The sequence below is a fragment of the Martinezella miluonensis genome (assembly GCF_900094545.1).
In the GTDB taxonomy this organism is placed as follows: Bacteria; Pseudomonadota; Alphaproteobacteria; order Rhizobiales; family Rhizobiaceae; genus Rhizobium; species Rhizobium miluonense.
On record NZ_FMAH01000001.1, the window covers coordinates 1 to 14,401 of the forward strand.

Annotated in this window: 18 protein-coding genes; 4 read left to right on the forward strand and 14 right to left on the reverse strand. The window is 59.8% G+C overall.

All coding sequences use genetic code 11. The annotated features are described in order from the left end of the window. A partial coding sequence (locus tag GA0061102_RS00005; protein WP_483423563.1) for a flagellin N-terminal helical domain-containing protein occupies window positions 1-157 on the reverse strand: 157 nt, incomplete at its 3' end. Between the two features lie 332 nt (window positions 158-489). Here GA0061102_RS00005 and GA0061102_RS00010 point away from each other — a divergent pair. After that, window positions 490-2,433 (forward strand): O-linked N-acetylglucosamine transferase, SPINDLY family protein, encoded by a 1,944-nt coding sequence (locus GA0061102_RS00010; protein ID WP_092843634.1) that lies wholly within the window; start codon window positions 490-492, stop codon window positions 2,431-2,433. A gap of 166 nt (window positions 2,434-2,599) precedes the next feature. Here GA0061102_RS00010 and fliP read toward each other — a convergent pair whose 3' ends face one another. From fliP to flgF, 13 genes are all read right to left on the reverse strand, one after another. Beyond that, a complete protein-coding gene (gene fliP, locus GA0061102_RS00015; protein ID WP_092842852.1) occupies window positions 2,600-3,358 on the reverse strand; it encodes a flagellar type III secretion system pore protein FliP in 759 nt (252 codons plus the stop codon). Beyond that, a complete protein-coding gene (locus GA0061102_RS00020) occupies window positions 3,355-3,846 on the reverse strand; it encodes a flagellar basal body-associated FliL family protein (protein WP_092842859.1) in 492 nt (163 codons plus the stop codon). The genes fliP and GA0061102_RS00020 overlap by 4 nt, the downstream gene beginning before the upstream one ends. A gap of 43 nt (window positions 3,847-3,889) precedes the next feature. Further along, window positions 3,890-4,603, reverse strand: coding sequence for a flagellar basal body L-ring protein FlgH (gene flgH / locus GA0061102_RS00025; RefSeq protein WP_092842861.1), 714 nt, complete (start codon window positions 4,601-4,603; stop codon window positions 3,890-3,892). Next, window positions 4,600-5,139: a MotE family protein gene (locus GA0061102_RS00030; protein ID WP_092842863.1), complete on the reverse strand. Its 540-nt coding sequence runs from the start codon at window positions 5,137-5,139 to the stop codon at window positions 4,600-4,602. The genes flgH and GA0061102_RS00030 overlap by 4 nt, the downstream gene beginning before the upstream one ends. Beyond that, window positions 5,136-6,254 carry a flagellar basal body P-ring protein FlgI gene (locus GA0061102_RS00035; protein WP_004128596.1) on the reverse strand — a complete coding sequence of 373 codons (1,119 nt, stop codon included), beginning with the start codon at window positions 6,252-6,254 and terminating at the stop codon, window positions 5,136-5,138. Before GA0061102_RS00035 ends, GA0061102_RS00030 begins: the two co-directional genes overlap by 4 nt. Continuing rightward, window positions 6,251-6,736 carry a flagellar basal body P-ring formation chaperone FlgA gene (gene flgA / locus GA0061102_RS00040; RefSeq protein ID WP_425348502.1) on the reverse strand — a complete coding sequence of 162 codons (486 nt, stop codon included), beginning with the start codon at window positions 6,734-6,736 and terminating at the stop codon, window positions 6,251-6,253. The genes GA0061102_RS00035 and flgA overlap by 4 nt, the downstream gene beginning before the upstream one ends. Before the next feature lie 34 nt (window positions 6,737-6,770). Further along, on the reverse strand, window positions 6,771-7,559 hold the full coding sequence (gene flgG, locus GA0061102_RS00045; protein ID WP_092842867.1) for a flagellar basal-body rod protein FlgG: 789 nt from the start codon (window positions 7,557-7,559) through the stop codon (window positions 6,771-6,773). Between the two features lie 97 nt (window positions 7,560-7,656). Continuing rightward, window positions 7,657-8,007: a flagellar hook-basal body complex protein FliE gene (gene fliE, locus GA0061102_RS00050; RefSeq protein WP_092842869.1), complete on the reverse strand. Its 351-nt coding sequence runs from the start codon at window positions 8,005-8,007 to the stop codon at window positions 7,657-7,659. 2 nt (window positions 8,008-8,009) lie between these two features. Beyond that, a complete protein-coding gene (gene flgC / locus GA0061102_RS00055) occupies window positions 8,010-8,423 on the reverse strand; it encodes a flagellar basal body rod protein FlgC (protein WP_092842871.1) in 414 nt (137 codons plus the stop codon). 16 nt (window positions 8,424-8,439) lie between these two features. After that, on the reverse strand, window positions 8,440-8,832 hold the full coding sequence (gene flgB / locus GA0061102_RS00060; protein WP_092842874.1) for a flagellar basal body rod protein FlgB: 393 nt from the start codon (window positions 8,830-8,832) through the stop codon (window positions 8,440-8,442). Window positions 8,833-8,950: 118 nt separating this feature from the next. After that, window positions 8,951-9,496: a flagellar protein gene (locus tag GA0061102_RS00065; RefSeq protein ID WP_092842876.1), complete on the reverse strand. Its 546-nt coding sequence runs from the start codon at window positions 9,494-9,496 to the stop codon at window positions 8,951-8,953. A gap of 84 nt (window positions 9,497-9,580) precedes the next feature. After that, window positions 9,581-10,969 (reverse strand): flagellar protein export ATPase FliI, encoded by a 1,389-nt coding sequence (gene fliI / locus GA0061102_RS00070; RefSeq protein WP_092842877.1) that lies wholly within the window; start codon window positions 10,967-10,969, stop codon window positions 9,581-9,583. 12 nt (window positions 10,970-10,981) lie between these two features. Next, window positions 10,982-11,716: a flagellar basal-body rod protein FlgF gene (gene flgF, locus GA0061102_RS00075; RefSeq protein ID WP_092842879.1), complete on the reverse strand. Its 735-nt coding sequence runs from the start codon at window positions 11,714-11,716 to the stop codon at window positions 10,982-10,984. A 221-nt stretch (window positions 11,717-11,937) separates the two neighbouring features. Between flgF and motA the strand changes: the two genes are divergently transcribed. The 3 genes from motA to fliN all read left to right on the forward strand — a co-directional run bounded on the left by motA (window position 11,938) and on the right by fliN (window position 14,360). Continuing rightward, window positions 11,938-12,810 carry a flagellar motor stator protein MotA gene (gene motA, locus GA0061102_RS00080; RefSeq protein WP_004128566.1) on the forward strand — a complete coding sequence of 291 codons (873 nt, stop codon included), beginning with the start codon at window positions 11,938-11,940 and terminating at the stop codon, window positions 12,808-12,810. A 5-nt stretch (window positions 12,811-12,815) separates the two neighbouring features. After that, window positions 12,816-13,763 (forward strand): FliM/FliN family flagellar motor switch protein, encoded by a 948-nt coding sequence (locus tag GA0061102_RS00085; RefSeq protein ID WP_092842881.1) that lies wholly within the window; start codon window positions 12,816-12,818, stop codon window positions 13,761-13,763. 66 nt (window positions 13,764-13,829) lie between these two features. After that, window positions 13,830-14,360, forward strand: coding sequence for a flagellar motor switch protein FliN (gene fliN / locus GA0061102_RS00090; RefSeq protein ID WP_092842883.1), 531 nt, complete (start codon window positions 13,830-13,832; stop codon window positions 14,358-14,360). Window positions 14,361-14,401: the final 41 nt, after the last annotated feature.

The window sequence follows — 14,401 nt, forward strand, 5'->3', positions numbered from 1 at the left end:
TGCTGGTGGCGATCGACCAGTAAGCGGCGTTGTCGGAAGCCTTGGAGATGCGCAGGCCCGACGATACGTGGCTCTGCGTCTGCTGCAGGTTGCTGGTGATGCCGCGCAGCGTCTGGAGGGCGGCCATTGCGGAATTGTTGGTAAGAATGCTGGTCATTGAGTGTGTCCCCTGGAAACTGGATACGAAAGGAGGACATACCGGACTGAGAATACCGGCGATGACGGAGCAGCTTCATGCCCCTCGATCCGTCTTCCTAGAGGACCAAACCCGTCATGTCGCAAGGAAAGTCGCATCCATTGCTTGCCAATTCCTTAAACGTGGCCTTAACGAAGCCGCCTATCCGGAACGTGGCTAAGAATGCGTAAAGGCCTTGCGATCGTTGCTTCGGTTTCAGGCAAGCTACGTGCGCGATGATCGAGCGAATCCATGATGCCGGCACTCGGCCTTTGAAGAGGGCCGGTTCAACATTCCGCTTGGAGTTCTCGCTCGTGAATATGAAAAACGCCTTTGTGACAGCGTCCAGTTTCTATCAGAAGGGACAATATACGCGCGCGCTCGAAACGCTGAACGACCTGCTCAACGTCGACAGGTCGGCCAAAACCTACGCGTTGCTGGCCAAGACCCTTCTGAAGCTCGGCTTCAAGGCGGATGCAGCGAGCGCCTACGAGCTGGCAGGCCGGCAACCGCCCCGTCGCGACGACTATCTGCGCGAAGCGCTGCTGCTCCACAGCGAGTGCGGCAATGACGATCAGGCGCTGGCAATCGGCAGCCTGATCCTACCGCTCGCGTTCAAGGATCCGGATCTGGCCTTCGTCCTCAGCCGCATTTTCCTGACCCGTCAGCAGAAAGAACTTCTGACCGGCTTCAAGAGCGTGCTCGTCGAAGGGCCGGAGATGAGGCATCGGATGATGGCGGCAACGCTCCTCACCGACGATCTCTACGAGGAAGGCAACAAGCACATCGTTGCGACTTTGTTCAAGACCTACCCCGACAATATCATCTTCCGGACGCTCTATCTGATCTTCGCGCGCGAGGAGTCGGATCTCGCGGCCGTCGACAAGCACATGGCGTCGGTCGTGGCATCGCTGGCACAGGGCAGGCTCGACCACGTCATCCCTGACAACCCTTTCTTCCATCTTCACTGGTGCGGCGACGAGGCGATCAACAAGCTCGCGATCCACGACACCGAACCGCTGCCCGTCGGCCATGGCGAGACACGCCGCACGCTTCCGCACGCATGGGGCCGAAAGATACGTATCGGTTATCTCTCCTCCGATTTCTGGCCGGGGCATGCGACAATGAAGCTGTTGCAGCATGTTCTCGAGCTGCATGACAAGGAGCGGTTCGAGGTCACTCTGTTCGACCACTCGAATCCGCTTGCTCAGCAGGAAGAGCAGTTCGATTACGAGAAGCTTGGAACGATGGTCGATATCCGCGACCTTTCCAACCAGGCGGCTGCGGAAGCGATCCGCGCGCGTGACATCGACATACTCATCGACCTCAAGGGGCATACCAAGGGAAGCCGGGCCCACATTCTCAATCACATGCCGGCTCCGATCCAGATTGCCTGGCTGGGCTTCCCCGGCACAACAGTCAATATCGATCTCGACTACATCGTCGGCGACCATTACGTGCTGCCGGAGCGTTCGAAAGAGCATTTCCACGAAAAGTTCTGCCGCCTGCCCGAATGCTATCAGCCGAACGATCCGCTCAACCGTCCGAAGCCGCAGCCGACGACGCGCGCCGAGCATGGGCTGCCGGAAGACGCCTTCGTCTTCGCTTCCTTCAACGGCAACCGCAAGATCACCTCGCAGATGATCGACGTCTGGTGCAATATTCTCAAGCGCACCAAGAACAGCGTGCTCTGGCTGCTGTGCAACGGCCCGAAAGCGGAAGCCAATCTCTGGGCGCGTCTGGAGGCAAACGGCATCAATCGCAAGCGTGTCATCTTTACCGCCCGTATCGGCTACCAGGAACACATCGATCGTCAACAGCTTGCCGATCTCGGTCTCGACACTTTCCCGGTCAATGGCCATACGACCACGTCGGAACAGCTATGGGGCGGCCTGCCGGTGCTTACCATGAAGGGCACCAACTTCGCCTCCCGCGTCAGCGAAAGCCTGCTCAACGCGATCGGCGTGCCGGAGCTGGTTGCCGACGACATCAAGCAGTACGAAGACATGGCGGTGGAACTCGCCAACCAGCCGAAACGCATTGCGCAGCTCAAGGAGACGCTGGTAGCCAATCGCTACATCAAGCCGCTCTTCGACTCCGAGCGCTTCACGCACCATCTGGAGACGGCCTTCGAGATGATGGTGGAACGCGCCAAGCAGGGACTGGCGCCCGACCATATGGACGTGCCGGCACTGCCGACCCGCGCGGAACCCTTCATGACGGAAGACCAGAACGCAGCGGCCATCGCCGCCGAATAAACCCGAAGTCGCCGGGAGGAAAATTCTTCCCGGCGATTGCCCTTCGATTGCTTGTCCCAGAGCATTTCCGCTTCTCTTCGAAAAGCGAAAACGCTCTATCTTCTTGTTTCTTTGAGCATTCCGGACGGAAAACCGCTGCGCGCTTTTCCTGGAAATGCTCTAATTGTCAGTGGAATGAACGGACGAGGCTGCCGACCAACAGGTTCCAGCCATCGATCAGCACGAAGAACAGAATCTTGAAAGGCAGCGAGATCGACGTCGGCGGCAACATCATCATGCCCATGGCCATGACGATGGTTGACACGATCAGGTCGATGACGAGAAACGGCAGTACCACAAGGAAGCCGATTTCGAAGCCGCGGCGAATTTCCGAGATCATGAAAGCGGGGATGAGGACGCGATAGTCGATCTTGTTGTCGACCACGGTCGTCTGGCCCCGCTCCTTCGCCAGATCGACGAAAAGCTTCAGGTCCTTGTCGCGGGTATTGTTCGACATGAAGGTGCGGAACGGCTCGGCAATGCGCTGCACGGCGTCCGCTTCCGATATCTGATTGGCAAGTAGCGGTTGGACGCCATCCTTCCAAGCCTGATCGAAGGTCGGCGACATGACGTAGAATGTCATGAACAGCGCCAGGCTGAGCAGGATCATGTTCGACGGCGTCGTCGAAAGGCCCATGCCGGTGCGCAGGATCGAAAAGGCAATGATGAAGCGCGGAAAGCTCGTCACCATGATCAGGATGCCGGGCGCGATCGACAGGACCGTCAGGAGCCCGAACGTTCTGATGATCCAGGCGGCAACCGAGCCGTTCACCGGAGCGTTCAGAAGATCGGTGGGAAGCTGTTGCGGAAATTGCTGCGCCATCGCCAGTTCAGGCGAAAATGCAGCAATCACTAATATTAACAGGGCGAGTACTAATCGACTCATTCGATCACGAAAGTTCTGAACATAACTTTCGATACTCGTCCTTCCGAGCGCAGGTCAACACGCTCCTGAATGTCATCCCGAAGATATTGCAGGCCGCGCGCCCCTTCGATCTGCTGCAGGGAGACCGTGCGGATATAAGTCAGGATATCCTGATGGATCGATTGCGCGAGTTGCGCATCCGGCTGCCCCTTGAATACAAGGGCGAGTTCCAGCCTTATCCAGTTCTGCGAGGGGTAAGCCAGATTGGTGGTAATCGGGTCGAGCGCGATGATGCCGTTTGCCTGCGCTGCGGCCGCGGCCTGCTTGCCGCCGGCTGCCGGCGTTTTCGCCTGCACGGCCGCGGTGGCCGCCTTGATCCTTGGCGCGACCACGGTGCCGACCAGCCAGCCGCCGCCGCAGCCGAGCACAGTCAGCACCGATAGCCCGATGATCGTCATGATGAGCGGCGATCCCTTGCTCTTTGTCGGTTCGTCTGCGGCTGCCGCCATATCCCTATCCGTCCGTTGTCAAACTATCCGATGCCGTCAGCCGTCAGAGCGGCGACAGCAGATCGACCGCTTGCTGGCCTCTCGGCGGCTGCTGTACTTCGGTCAGGCGACCGCGTCCGCCATAGGAGATGCGCGCCTCGGCGATCTTGTCGTAGGAAATGGTGTTCTCCGAAGTGACGTCTTGCGGCCGCACGATACCGGCAACGTTGAGAATGCGGATTTCCTGGTTCATACGGACTTCTTGCGAGCCGCTGATCATCAGGTTGCCATTCTCGAGAATGCCTGTCACGACAGCGGCAACCAACAGGTTGATCTGCTCCGAACGCTGCATCTTGCCCTTGCCGTCGGTACTGGTGTCAGAGCCTGAGGTTGCATCGGCCTTGGTGTTGGGCTGCATGCCGAAGATCCTGGCGGAAATATTCCAGTTCATATCGCTCTTGTTCGTACGACTGCGATTGGTCTCGTTGTCCCAGTTCGCCTTGTCGTCGATCTTGATCGTGACGGTCAGGATGTCGCCGACATTGAGCGCGCGCGCGTCCTTGAAGAGCGCGGCCTGCGAATCGTTCCAGAGCGAATAGCCCTGCGCGACCTGGTGCGGCCGCTTCGGATATTGCGACATCTGCGGCGTCTGCGCATATTGCAAACCGCTGCCGATCGGACTCATGGCAGGCGCCCTGCCGATTTCCTTGAGGGCCTGCGACTGGCAGCCGGCAAGAAAGACGACGATTGCGCAGGTGGCCGTAAGACGCATGTTCATGAGGGGTCCTTCGACTTCGATGTATTCGGGTTGGATGCGCTGGCGATGATATTGGCTATAACGCCCGCCTTCTTCGCATCCATTTCCGCGAGAATAAGGCTCGACTGACGCGGCGATAGCTTCATGATGATGGCCGCCGCAACGACGGTCCTGACCTCGTTGAGGCTTGCCGCTGCGGCATCCGGCTTCATGTTCTTGTAGATATCGACCAGGCCGAGATCCGCTGTCTTGAGGAAGTCATCGCGCCGTTTCAGCCAGTCCTCATATTCGGCCTTGCGCTTATCCATAGTGGCGATGCGCTGATCGATATCGCCACGCAACTTCTCCAGATCCTGCTTCTGCAGCAGATAGCGCTGATCACGGGCCGGATCGGCGATGTTGGTGCAGAATTGCCGGATCTCGTCCTGGCTGGAAGCCGGATCGACAACCGGCTTTGCTGCCTGTTGCGCCACCGTGGTATCAAGCGACAGCAGCATAGCTGTCGTCGCGAGGCACGCGGAGATCAGCATTCTTCTGGCGATGACGATCGATATCATTGCAACACGAGCTCCGCTTGCAGGGCGCCGGCCGACTTGATGCCTTGCAGGATGGCGATGATGCCGTCCGGCTTGACGCCGATATTGTTGAGACCGGAGACCAGCGTCTTCAGGTCAGGCCCTTCCAGCACGGCGACACGGCCGCCGCTCTTGGTAGCGGTGATGTCGGTCTGGTCCTGAATGGCCGTCTGTCCGTTCGAGAACGGCTCGGGCTGGATCACCTGCGGGTTCTCGCTCACCTGCACGGTCAGCGTTCCATAGCTGACGGCGACCGGGGAGACGCGAACGTCGGCGCCGATGACGATCGTGCCCGTGCGCTCGTTGATGACGACCTTGGCCGGTGTATCCGTCTGGACATTGAGATTCTCGATATCGGCCATCAGCCGCGTCAGGTCGGCCATCTTCGGCTTGGCGACGGTAACCTCCTGCGAATCCTTCGCCTCGGCGATCGGCGAGCCGTAACGCGACGTTGCCCATGCGTTGACGGTGTCGGCGATGCGGATGGAGGTGGAGAAATCGGGGTTGCGCAGCTGCAGGACCAGATTGACCGAATCCTTGAAGCGCGAGGGCAGCTCGCGTTCGATGATGGCGCCGCCCGGTACGCGACCGGCAGTGGTGACACCTTCGGTAACGCTTGCGGCAGCACCCTGCGCCTGGAAGCCGGACACGATGACGGAACCCTGCGCAACGGCATAGATCTGGCCGTCGGCGCCGCTCAGCGAGGTCATGATGAGCGTGCCGCCACGCAGCGACGTCGCATCGCCGAGCGAGCTGACCGTCACGTCGATGCGGCTTCCCGGGCTTGCGAACGGCGGCAGATTGGCCGTCACCATGACGGCTGCGGTATTCCTGGCCGCGGACTGGCCACCCTGGGTCGAAATGCCCAGATTCTGCAGCATCGCGCGCATGGATTGCTCGGTGAACGGCGACGAACGCAAGCTGTCACCCGTTCCCTGGAGACCGACGATCAAGCCATAGCCGATGAGCTGGTTGTCGCGGCCGGATTGCAGCGACGCGATGTCCTTGATGCGCGACTGCATCGCGGCAGCCGGATCGGCAATGATCAGGCTGGGCAACGCGAACAGAATTGCGAGAAATTGACGAAGTCGTTTCATTTTGCGACCACGCGGATCGTACCGTTTTCAAGAACCGTGCCGTTGACGATGATGCCGGAATCCATGTTGCGAGCCCGGATACTGTCGCCGACGGCGCCGTCATCCAGTGGCGTCCCCGCCGCCGTGATCGTCATGGTGCCCATGCTCATGACCAGGCGGACATTGGAGCCGCGCATCACTGCAAAGGGCTGCCGCAGCGAGGAAACGGAGATGGTGCGACCGGGCAGAAGCGTCCGCTTCGATACCTTGCCGGTAACCTCCCGGATTCGCTTGACGTAGTCGCCCGTCAGATTGGGGTTGGTGACTTCGACCTCTTCGAGCTGGCCGCTGCTGATGATGTCGCCGGGATAGATCGTCTCGGTCGGGACGACGGCGGTACCCATGCTGCTCGCATCGGCGCTCTGGGCGCCGGCGGGCGCGGCCGGCACGACCACGATAGAAAGGCTCGCTGCGGCGAACCAGGCCATTGCTAAGCTTTTCATCCGGCGAAACCTCATGTTCAGCCCGTCCTTCCCGCTATTTCAGGTTCTTACTGACAATCTGCGCCATGTCGTCGGCTGTCGTGATGACCTTGGAGTTCATCTCGTAAGCGCGCTGCGCAGTGATCAGATCGGTGATTTCCTTGACCGGATCGACGTTCGACGATTCCAGGTAAAACTGCTTCATATAGCCGAAGCCGTTCTGGTTCGGATCGGAGATGACCGGGGTGCCGGAGGCCGGCGTCTGGGTGAAGAGGTTGCTGCCCATCGGCTGCAGGCCGGCTTCGTTGACGAAGTTGGCGATCTGAAGCTGCCCAAGGGTGGTCGGCGTCGTTGCCGTACCGATGGTTGCGGAAACCTGACCGGATTGGTTGATGGCGAGGTTGGTGGCGTTGTTCGGGATCGTGATCCCGGGCGCCAGCACATTGCCGTCGGGCGTGACGATCTGGCCGGTGTCGCTCTTGTTGAACGATCCGGCGCGGGTGTAGGCCGTCGTACCGTCCGGCATCTGGATCTGGAACCAGCCACGGCCGACGAGCGCGATGTCGAGATCGTTCTGCGTCTGGGACAACTGCCCCTGGATCTGGATATTGCGGACGGCAGTGGTCTGCACGCCGAGGCCGATGTTGGCGCCTTCCGGAACCACGGCCTGGTTCGGCCGGTTGGAAATGCCCTTGGCACGCTCGGTCTGATAGAGAAGGTCGGAGAACTCGGCGCGCGAACGCTTGTAACCCGTCGTATTGATGTTCGCGATGTTGTTCGCGATGACTTCGAGATTGGTCTGCTGGGCGTTCATACCCGTTGCGGCAATTGCGAGCGCTCTCATGCTTTCGTCCTTCGAGCTGGGGCGTGGTCTTCGGAGCCGCGATGCGGCGCGCGAACAACTTACGCAAAATCAAGTGATTAGAGCGAGAGAACCCGCTCTAGATCTGCATCCTGGTAATATCGAGAAATGCGGTAACGACCTTGTCGCGTAGCGCGATTGCGGTCTGCAGCGTCTGGTCGGCCTGCATGACCTTATCGACGACTTCGCGCGTGCTCATCGTTCCCTTAATGCCGGCGAAGGAGGCGTTTTCAGCTTCCTTCAGCGAGTTGACGGAATCCTTCGCGACATTCGACATGACCGAGGCGAAGCTCATTCCCGCCTCTGCTCCCATCGCGACGGCGGGCGAGGCGTTCATCGCGTCTGTAGCGACTGACGTCAGATCTGTGGCGATGCTGCCGAGGCCGCGGGTTGCCGAGAGAGAGGCGACATTCTTGATTGAGTCGATCATTATCAGTTCTTCAGCAGGTCAATGGTGGAAGAGATGAGATCGCGAGCCTGGCGGACCGTCTGCAGGTTGGCCTCATAGGAACGGTTGGCTTCGCGCATGTCGGCCATTTCGACGAGGACGTTGACGTTGGGCATCTTGACATAACCCTTCTGGTCCGCAGCCGGATTGCCAGGATCGTATTCCTGAATGAATTTGCCCGTATCTTCGCCCAGCTTCTTGACGCCGACCGTGGTCAGGCCGTTGGCGCGGTCCATTTCGGCGCCAAAGGTCACAGTCTTGCGCCGGTAGGGATCGGCACCGGGAGTATCGCCCGTCGAACGGGCGTTGGCGATATTTTCGGAAACGATACGCAGACGGGTCGATTGAGCCTCCAGGCCGGAGCCTGCAATCTTCAAAGCGGCGGATAAGGGGTCCATGGCATCTTCACTTCATCTATGGTTTTACGGTCATCAACATCATGCGATGAAAGGAACTCACGAGCGCAGTATTCAAGCCGTACTGGCGCTTGATTTCACCGGATTTGGAGAGCTCGTCCTCGAGGCCGACGGTGTTGCCCGACTCCTGGACGCCAATTTCCTGATTGAGCGACGCTTCCTGCACGTTGATATTGCCGCTCGAACTGAAATCATTGCCCGAAAGATGCGCAGGATCGGTTCTCGCCATGGTGACGTTCTGGTTGTCCAGAACTGCCTGGAACGGCGTGACGTCCTTGGAGCGATACTTCGGGGTATTGGCATTGGCGATGTTGCCGGCAACGACTTCCTGGCGCGCCTGGAGCCACTCGGCTTGCCGCGAGGCCAGGTCAAAGAGCTGAATCGGTTGCATGGGCTTCACTCCGTTCTTACACTGGGAAACTAGCGGGATAATCTTGCGTGGGACTTGCGGGAATTGCGTTCCTGCGAAGGTCTTCGAAGTGGCGGAAACACAGGCACTTCCGGGTCTTTCATTTGTTGCCGTAGATATCGCCCGCGGAGGTGACGATGATCCACTTTCCGTCTCGCTGTTCGATCGAGGCCAGGCGACTGTTGTCGGGCAGAACGGAGCCGACGCGCACGACGTACATGCCGGTATCGTCCTCGATCAGCGCGCGCCCGTTGACCACATGCAGCAGGTGGAATGGGGTCTTGCCGGGAAACGGCTGCTGATCGGCGGGTTGCCCCTTGTCGTCCTCGCGGCCGATATTGCTGACTGTCGCGGTCGTCAGCGGATCGGGAATTAGGTCCCGCGGCTCGCTGGGGTTCTTGTTGACCATGGCGAGCGGCGATACGCTGACCACCTCGCGGCCAGGCCAGTTCGGCAGATCGCGGGTGCGATCGCCTTCAGCGACCTGGATGCCGAACTTGTCCGGATTCAGGAAAACGTACCAGGGAAAGAAGGCGGAGGCACCGGCGAGCACCAGCCCCGTACAGGCCAAAGCCTTGTCGGTGATGGTCCGTCTCCTTGCCGACCTCGGCGGAGTTACCGGTTCGTCTGCGTCGGATTCTCTCACGTCTGACCCCTCTTTCGGCGCGCAATGCCGGAATATCGGCTGGTTGCGAGCAATGGATGGTTGAAGCGATCCTTCATGCGGCCGTCACTTGGCTCTCGCCGGCACTGCGCCGGCAGAGCCATTTCTGAGCGCGGTCGCAAGATCGGTGAAGGCATCTTCCGATGGCCCTTCGCCAGGGGTCTGCTTCAGAATGTCGTAGATGATCGGCACCTGGCGGACAGCGATATCGAGATCGCCATCGCTGCCCTGGCGGTAGCCGCCGATCAGGCGCAGATCGCGGGTTTCCTCATATCGGTGCACGAGCGCCTTCAGCCGCGAGACCAGCTTTTCCTGATCCGAGGTCCAAGCCTTGCGCGCCAGACGCGACACCGACGCCAGCGGATCGATCGGCGGATAGCGGCCTTCCTCGGCGAGACTGCGCTGCAGGACGATGTGACCGTCGAGAATGCCGCGGGTGGAGTCTGCGATCGGGTCGTTGTGATTGTCGCCGTCGACGAGGATGGAAATGATGGCGGTAATCGTTCCCGTGCCTTCCGGCCCCGGCCCTGCCCGCTCGAGCAGGCGCGGCAATTCCGTGAAGACCGAGGCGGGATATCCGCGGGCGATCGGCGGCTCGCCGGATGCGGTGGCGACTTCGCGAATGGCATGGGCGAAGCGGGTCACGCTATCGACGATCAAAAGTACATTGTCGCCCTGATCGCGGAAATGCTCGGCAATGGTGATAGCCGACAGAGGCGCCATCTTGCGCAGCATCGGGCTTTCGTCGCTGGTCGCAACGACGGCCACCGATTTCTGCATATGGCTGCCGAGCGTATCCTCGATGAACTCGCGCACTTCGCGGCCACGTTCGCCGACAAGCGCGATGACCACCTTGTCAAAGGCTTCGGCTCTGGCCAGCATCGACAGGAGCGTCGATTTGCCGACGCCGGAGCCGGCAAAGATGCCGAGGCGCTGGCCGAGGCAAAGCGGCGAAAAGATATCGATGGCCCGTACGCCGGTCTTGAAACCGGTTTCGACGCGCTGGCGCGTCATCGACGGCGGAGCGGTATTGGAGATCGAACGCGACTCGAGCCCCGCCGCCAAAGGGCCCAATCCGTCGATCGGCTCGCCCAGCGAATTGATCGTGCGGCCGCACCAGCTGTTGTCGGGCGCGATGCGGAAAGCCCCCTTGCGGATGATGGTATCCTGGATGCCGATCGGCTCGCCAGGCTCGATCGGACAAACATAGGTCAGCTCCGGCTCGACGCGCACGACCTCGCCGAGATGGATGCCCGTCTTCGAGCGATGGGCAACGAAGTCACCGAGGCGCACCTGCCTGGAAAGGCCGGCAACCGTGTAATGTCCAGCGGCGATGGTGCGCACATGACCGCCATGGGCCACGGCATTCTCCGCCATCGCATACTGTCCTGCCAGAACAGCCATATGCGAAAGCTTCGGCGACAGCGCGTCCTCCGGCAACCGATCCTCGACCATGATTCGTCCTCTTTACTGGCTGCCGCCGAGGGTCTTGATCGCGTCGGTGAGAGTGCCTTCGCTGCTGCTGGTGAGCGTGCTGATATTGTCGAATGCGCGGCTGACCTCGATCAGATTGGTCATTTCCCGCATGCCGTTCACGTTGGAATTTTCAAGATATCCCTGTGCGACGCCGACATTCGAGCGGTCGATAACCGACTGGGGCGTGTCGGTCGGCAGGATGCCGCTATTCTGGTAGCGCAGGAAACCCTTGCCCACATCCGCATTGTAGAGCCCGATCTGACCCATGACCTTGCCGTTCTGCGCGATCGTGCCATTCGACGCGACGGTCGGGGCGCCGCCCGACGGATCGAGCTGGATCGGGGCGCCGCCGGGGTCGACGATGGGAAAGCCGCGCACGGACACCAGCGCACCGCTTTCGTTCATGGTGAAGCGGCCGTCGCGCGTCAGCACCAGGCCGGCAGGCGTATTCAGGCCGAACCAGGCATCGCCCTTGACGGCGAAATCGAAGAGATTGCCGGTGTTCTGCAGTTCGCCATTTTCGACGGAGAGATAGTCGTTGCCTTGCGATACGAAGGCGACCTTGGCGTTGAGCTTGTTTTCGGTGTTGCTGAGAACCTGATCGAACTTGACCTCGGTACCGCGGAAGCCGGTCGTGTTCACATTGGCCAAGTTATCGGCGATTGTTGTCAGACGCCGCTCGAGCGCCATCTGGGACGATAGCGCCACATAAATACCAGACTGCATTTTCAACGCCCTCCGGACATTGGAGAATAACGGGAAAGGAAACGCTAGGGCGTTCCTACATTTCGTTAGCGGGGCATGGATGCCCTTACCCGCTATCCTGCCGGCATTGGCTTGTGCGAAGCTGACACGGCAAAATAAGGTTGCGAGCGACATCGAACAGCCTCACGCAAGGCAGATCTCCTAGTTCATCGTATGAAGCAACGTTCAGGTGTGGACCGACGATGAACATTATTATCGGATTTGTAGTGACCTGCGGCTGCATCATAGGCAGCTTTATGGCTATGGGCGGAGACGTAGGCGCGCTGTTCCAGCCCTTCGAATTTGTCATTATCGCAGGCGCCGGTCTCGGCGGCTTCATCATGGCCAATCCGATGAAGGTCGTGAAGGACTCGGGCAAGGCGCTCGGCGAAGCCTTCCGCCATGCGGTTCCCAAAGAACGCAATTATCTCGACACGCTCGGCGTGCTCTATGCCCTGATGCGCGACCTGCGCACCAAGTCGCGCAACGAGATCGAAGCCCATATCGACAATCCGGATGAATCGGCGATCTTCCAGGCCGCGCCGACGGTGTTGAAGAACAAGGATCTCACGGCTTTCATCTGCGATTATGTCCGCCTCATCATCATCGGTAACGCCCGCTCGCACGAGATCGAGGCGCTGATGGACGAAGAACTCGACACCATGCAGCACGACAAGATGAAGCCCTATCACGCGATCACGATCATGGGCGATTCGTTCCCCGCCATCGGTATCGTCGCCGCCGTTCTCGGCGTCATCAAGGCCATGAGCCACATCAACGAATCACCTGAGGTTCTCGGCCACCTCATCGGATCGGCGCTCGTCGGCACCTTCCTCGGCATCATCCTGTCCTATTCCGTCTGCGCGCCGCTGGTTTCGCAGATCAAGGTCGTACGCAACAAGCAGCACCGCCTCTACGTCATCGTGAAGCAGACGCTGCTGGCTTACATGAACGGTTCCGTACCGCAGGTCGCGCTCGAATACGGCCGTAAGACCATCTCCTCCTACGAGCGCCCATCCATCGATGCCGTCGAGCAGGAAATGATGAACCCCGGCGGTGAAAGCAAGGCGGCCTGACAATCATGAGCCAGCAATCCGCACATAAGGCACAAGCGATGGATCGCACCCTCTTTGCCAAGCTCACAGGCAATCTTGGCGATCAGGCGACGATCTCCAAGCTCGGTACCTCCTTCGCTCAGGTCTATGCCGAATTCCTGCCCGATATCATCAAGAGCGAGACGGGTCTCGAGATCAGCATTGCCTATGCCGGCTGTCAGTCCGGCTTGATGAACGACCTGATCGCCGGGCTCGGCGGCAATCATGCTATGGTCAACGGATCATTGCGCAACTGGGCGCCCAAATTCGCTCTCGGTTGCGGCACCAGTTTCATTATGACGCTGATGGAACACATGCTGGGAGCTCGCCCGGAAGACATGGAAGTGGCCGTTGCAAGGCCGCTTTCGGTGATCGAGCTCGATCTTTCCGTCATGGTGTTCGACAAGATTGCCAATGTGCTCCGTTCGGCGGTTAACGCCTCTGGCGGCTTCGAGCCCTACCTGGATCCGCCCCGCAACGTCGAAGATCTCCCGACAGCGATTGGCGAGGAGAACGACGACTTTGCCGCTGCAATCACGATGATGATTTCGCTTGGCAAATGCGTTTCCCAGATCGTCATCATCGTGCCCCAGCGCGATCTGCTGCGCACCGTCGTCAGCGCGCCGCGTGCGAAAAATCCAACGGCCGCCTCCCAGGCCTGGTCGGAGCAGCTCAGCGAACAGGTGCGCCGCTCGCAAGTGACGCTGGAAGCCCGCATCCGACTGCAATCGCTGACGCTCGATACGATTTCCAAGCTCGAGGTCGGCGACGTCATTCCCTTCATGGATAATACCGGCGACGTCCGGGTTGAGGTCAGCGCCAACAGCAAAGACCTTTATATTTGCGAATTCGGCCGTTCCGGCGAAAATTATACTGTGCGCGTCAAGGACAACGTCAACTCCGACGACGAGCTTCTTCGACACCTAATGAATTGACCGGCTGGCGGGTGGCCTCCCCACCCACGGCAGCTTGAGGCAAGTTTCAACTGGAATAGTGATTTCATGGCTACGAAGACGATACAGCAAGACAGCGACGAATCGCTGGAGATTTCAAACAGCGACGCCGCATTGGACGAGGCCATCGATGGTCTGCGCGGCGTCCTGAAGAAGGATAGCGACGGCGGCATGCCGGATCTCGACACCGATGCCTTCGGCGCGGAAACCGGCACGGATCTTTCCACCTTCGGCGATTTCGGCGACGAGGATTCCAGCCCGGCTTTCGGCGACAGCGATTTTGCCAGCGCCTCCGCGGCGCCGGCGCCGCTCGGCAGCGCTCTTGCCGCCAATCTCGACATGATCATGGATATCCCGATCGACGTCCAGATCGTGCTCGGCACCAGCCGCATGCAGGTTTCCGGCCTGATGAATCTGAGCGAAGGCGCAATCATCGCGCTCGACAAGAAGATCGGCGAACCTGTCGAAATCACCGTAAACGGCCGCAAGATCGGCCGGGGCGAAATTACCGTTCTGGAACATGATGACACCAGATTCGGTATCAAGCTCACTGAAGTCTACAACACGAAAAAAAGCTGAACCCGGCTCAGGATGAGCCCACTCCCTGTGCGGGATGGAGA

Coding starts and splice junctions, on each gene's coding strand:
- flgA (WP_425348502.1), bottom strand. CDS start 6,736: ATGAAAAGCTTAGCAATGGCCTGGTTCGCCGCAGCGAGCCTTTCTATC.
- fliI (WP_092842877.1), bottom strand. CDS start 10,969: ATGGTCGAGGATCGGTTGCCGGAGGACGCGCTGTCGCCGAAGCTTTCG.
- GA0061102_RS00085 (WP_092842881.1), top strand. CDS start 12,816: ATGAGCCAGCAATCCGCACATAAGGCACAAGCGATGGATCGCACCCTC.
- fliE (WP_092842869.1), bottom strand. CDS start 8,007: ATGATCGACTCAATCAAGAATGTCGCCTCTCTCTCGGCAACCCGCGGC.
- flgC (WP_092842871.1), bottom strand. CDS start 8,423: ATGGACCCCTTATCCGCCGCTTTGAAGATTGCAGGCTCCGGCCTGGAG.
- fliP (WP_092842852.1), bottom strand. CDS start 3,358: ATGAGTCGATTAGTACTCGCCCTGTTAATATTAGTGATTGCTGCATTT.
- motA (WP_004128566.1), top strand. CDS start 11,938: ATGAACATTATTATCGGATTTGTAGTGACCTGCGGCTGCATCATAGGC.
- flgF (WP_092842879.1), bottom strand. CDS start 11,716: ATGCAGTCTGGTATTTATGTGGCGCTATCGTCCCAGATGGCGCTCGAG.
- flgH (WP_092842861.1), bottom strand. CDS start 4,603: ATGAACATGCGTCTTACGGCCACCTGCGCAATCGTCGTCTTTCTTGCC.
- GA0061102_RS00030 (WP_092842863.1), bottom strand. CDS start 5,139: ATGATATCGATCGTCATCGCCAGAAGAATGCTGATCTCCGCGTGCCTC.
- GA0061102_RS00035 (WP_004128596.1), bottom strand. CDS start 6,254: ATGAAACGACTTCGTCAATTTCTCGCAATTCTGTTCGCGTTGCCCAGC.
- flgG (WP_092842867.1), bottom strand. CDS start 7,559: ATGAGAGCGCTCGCAATTGCCGCAACGGGTATGAACGCCCAGCAGACC.
- flgB (WP_092842874.1), bottom strand. CDS start 8,832: ATGCAACCGATTCAGCTCTTTGACCTGGCCTCGCGGCAAGCCGAGTGG.
- fliN (WP_092842883.1), top strand. CDS start 13,830: ATGGCTACGAAGACGATACAGCAAGACAGCGACGAATCGCTGGAGATT.
- GA0061102_RS00020 (WP_092842859.1), bottom strand. CDS start 3,846: ATGGCGGCAGCCGCAGACGAACCGACAAAGAGCAAGGGATCGCCGCTC.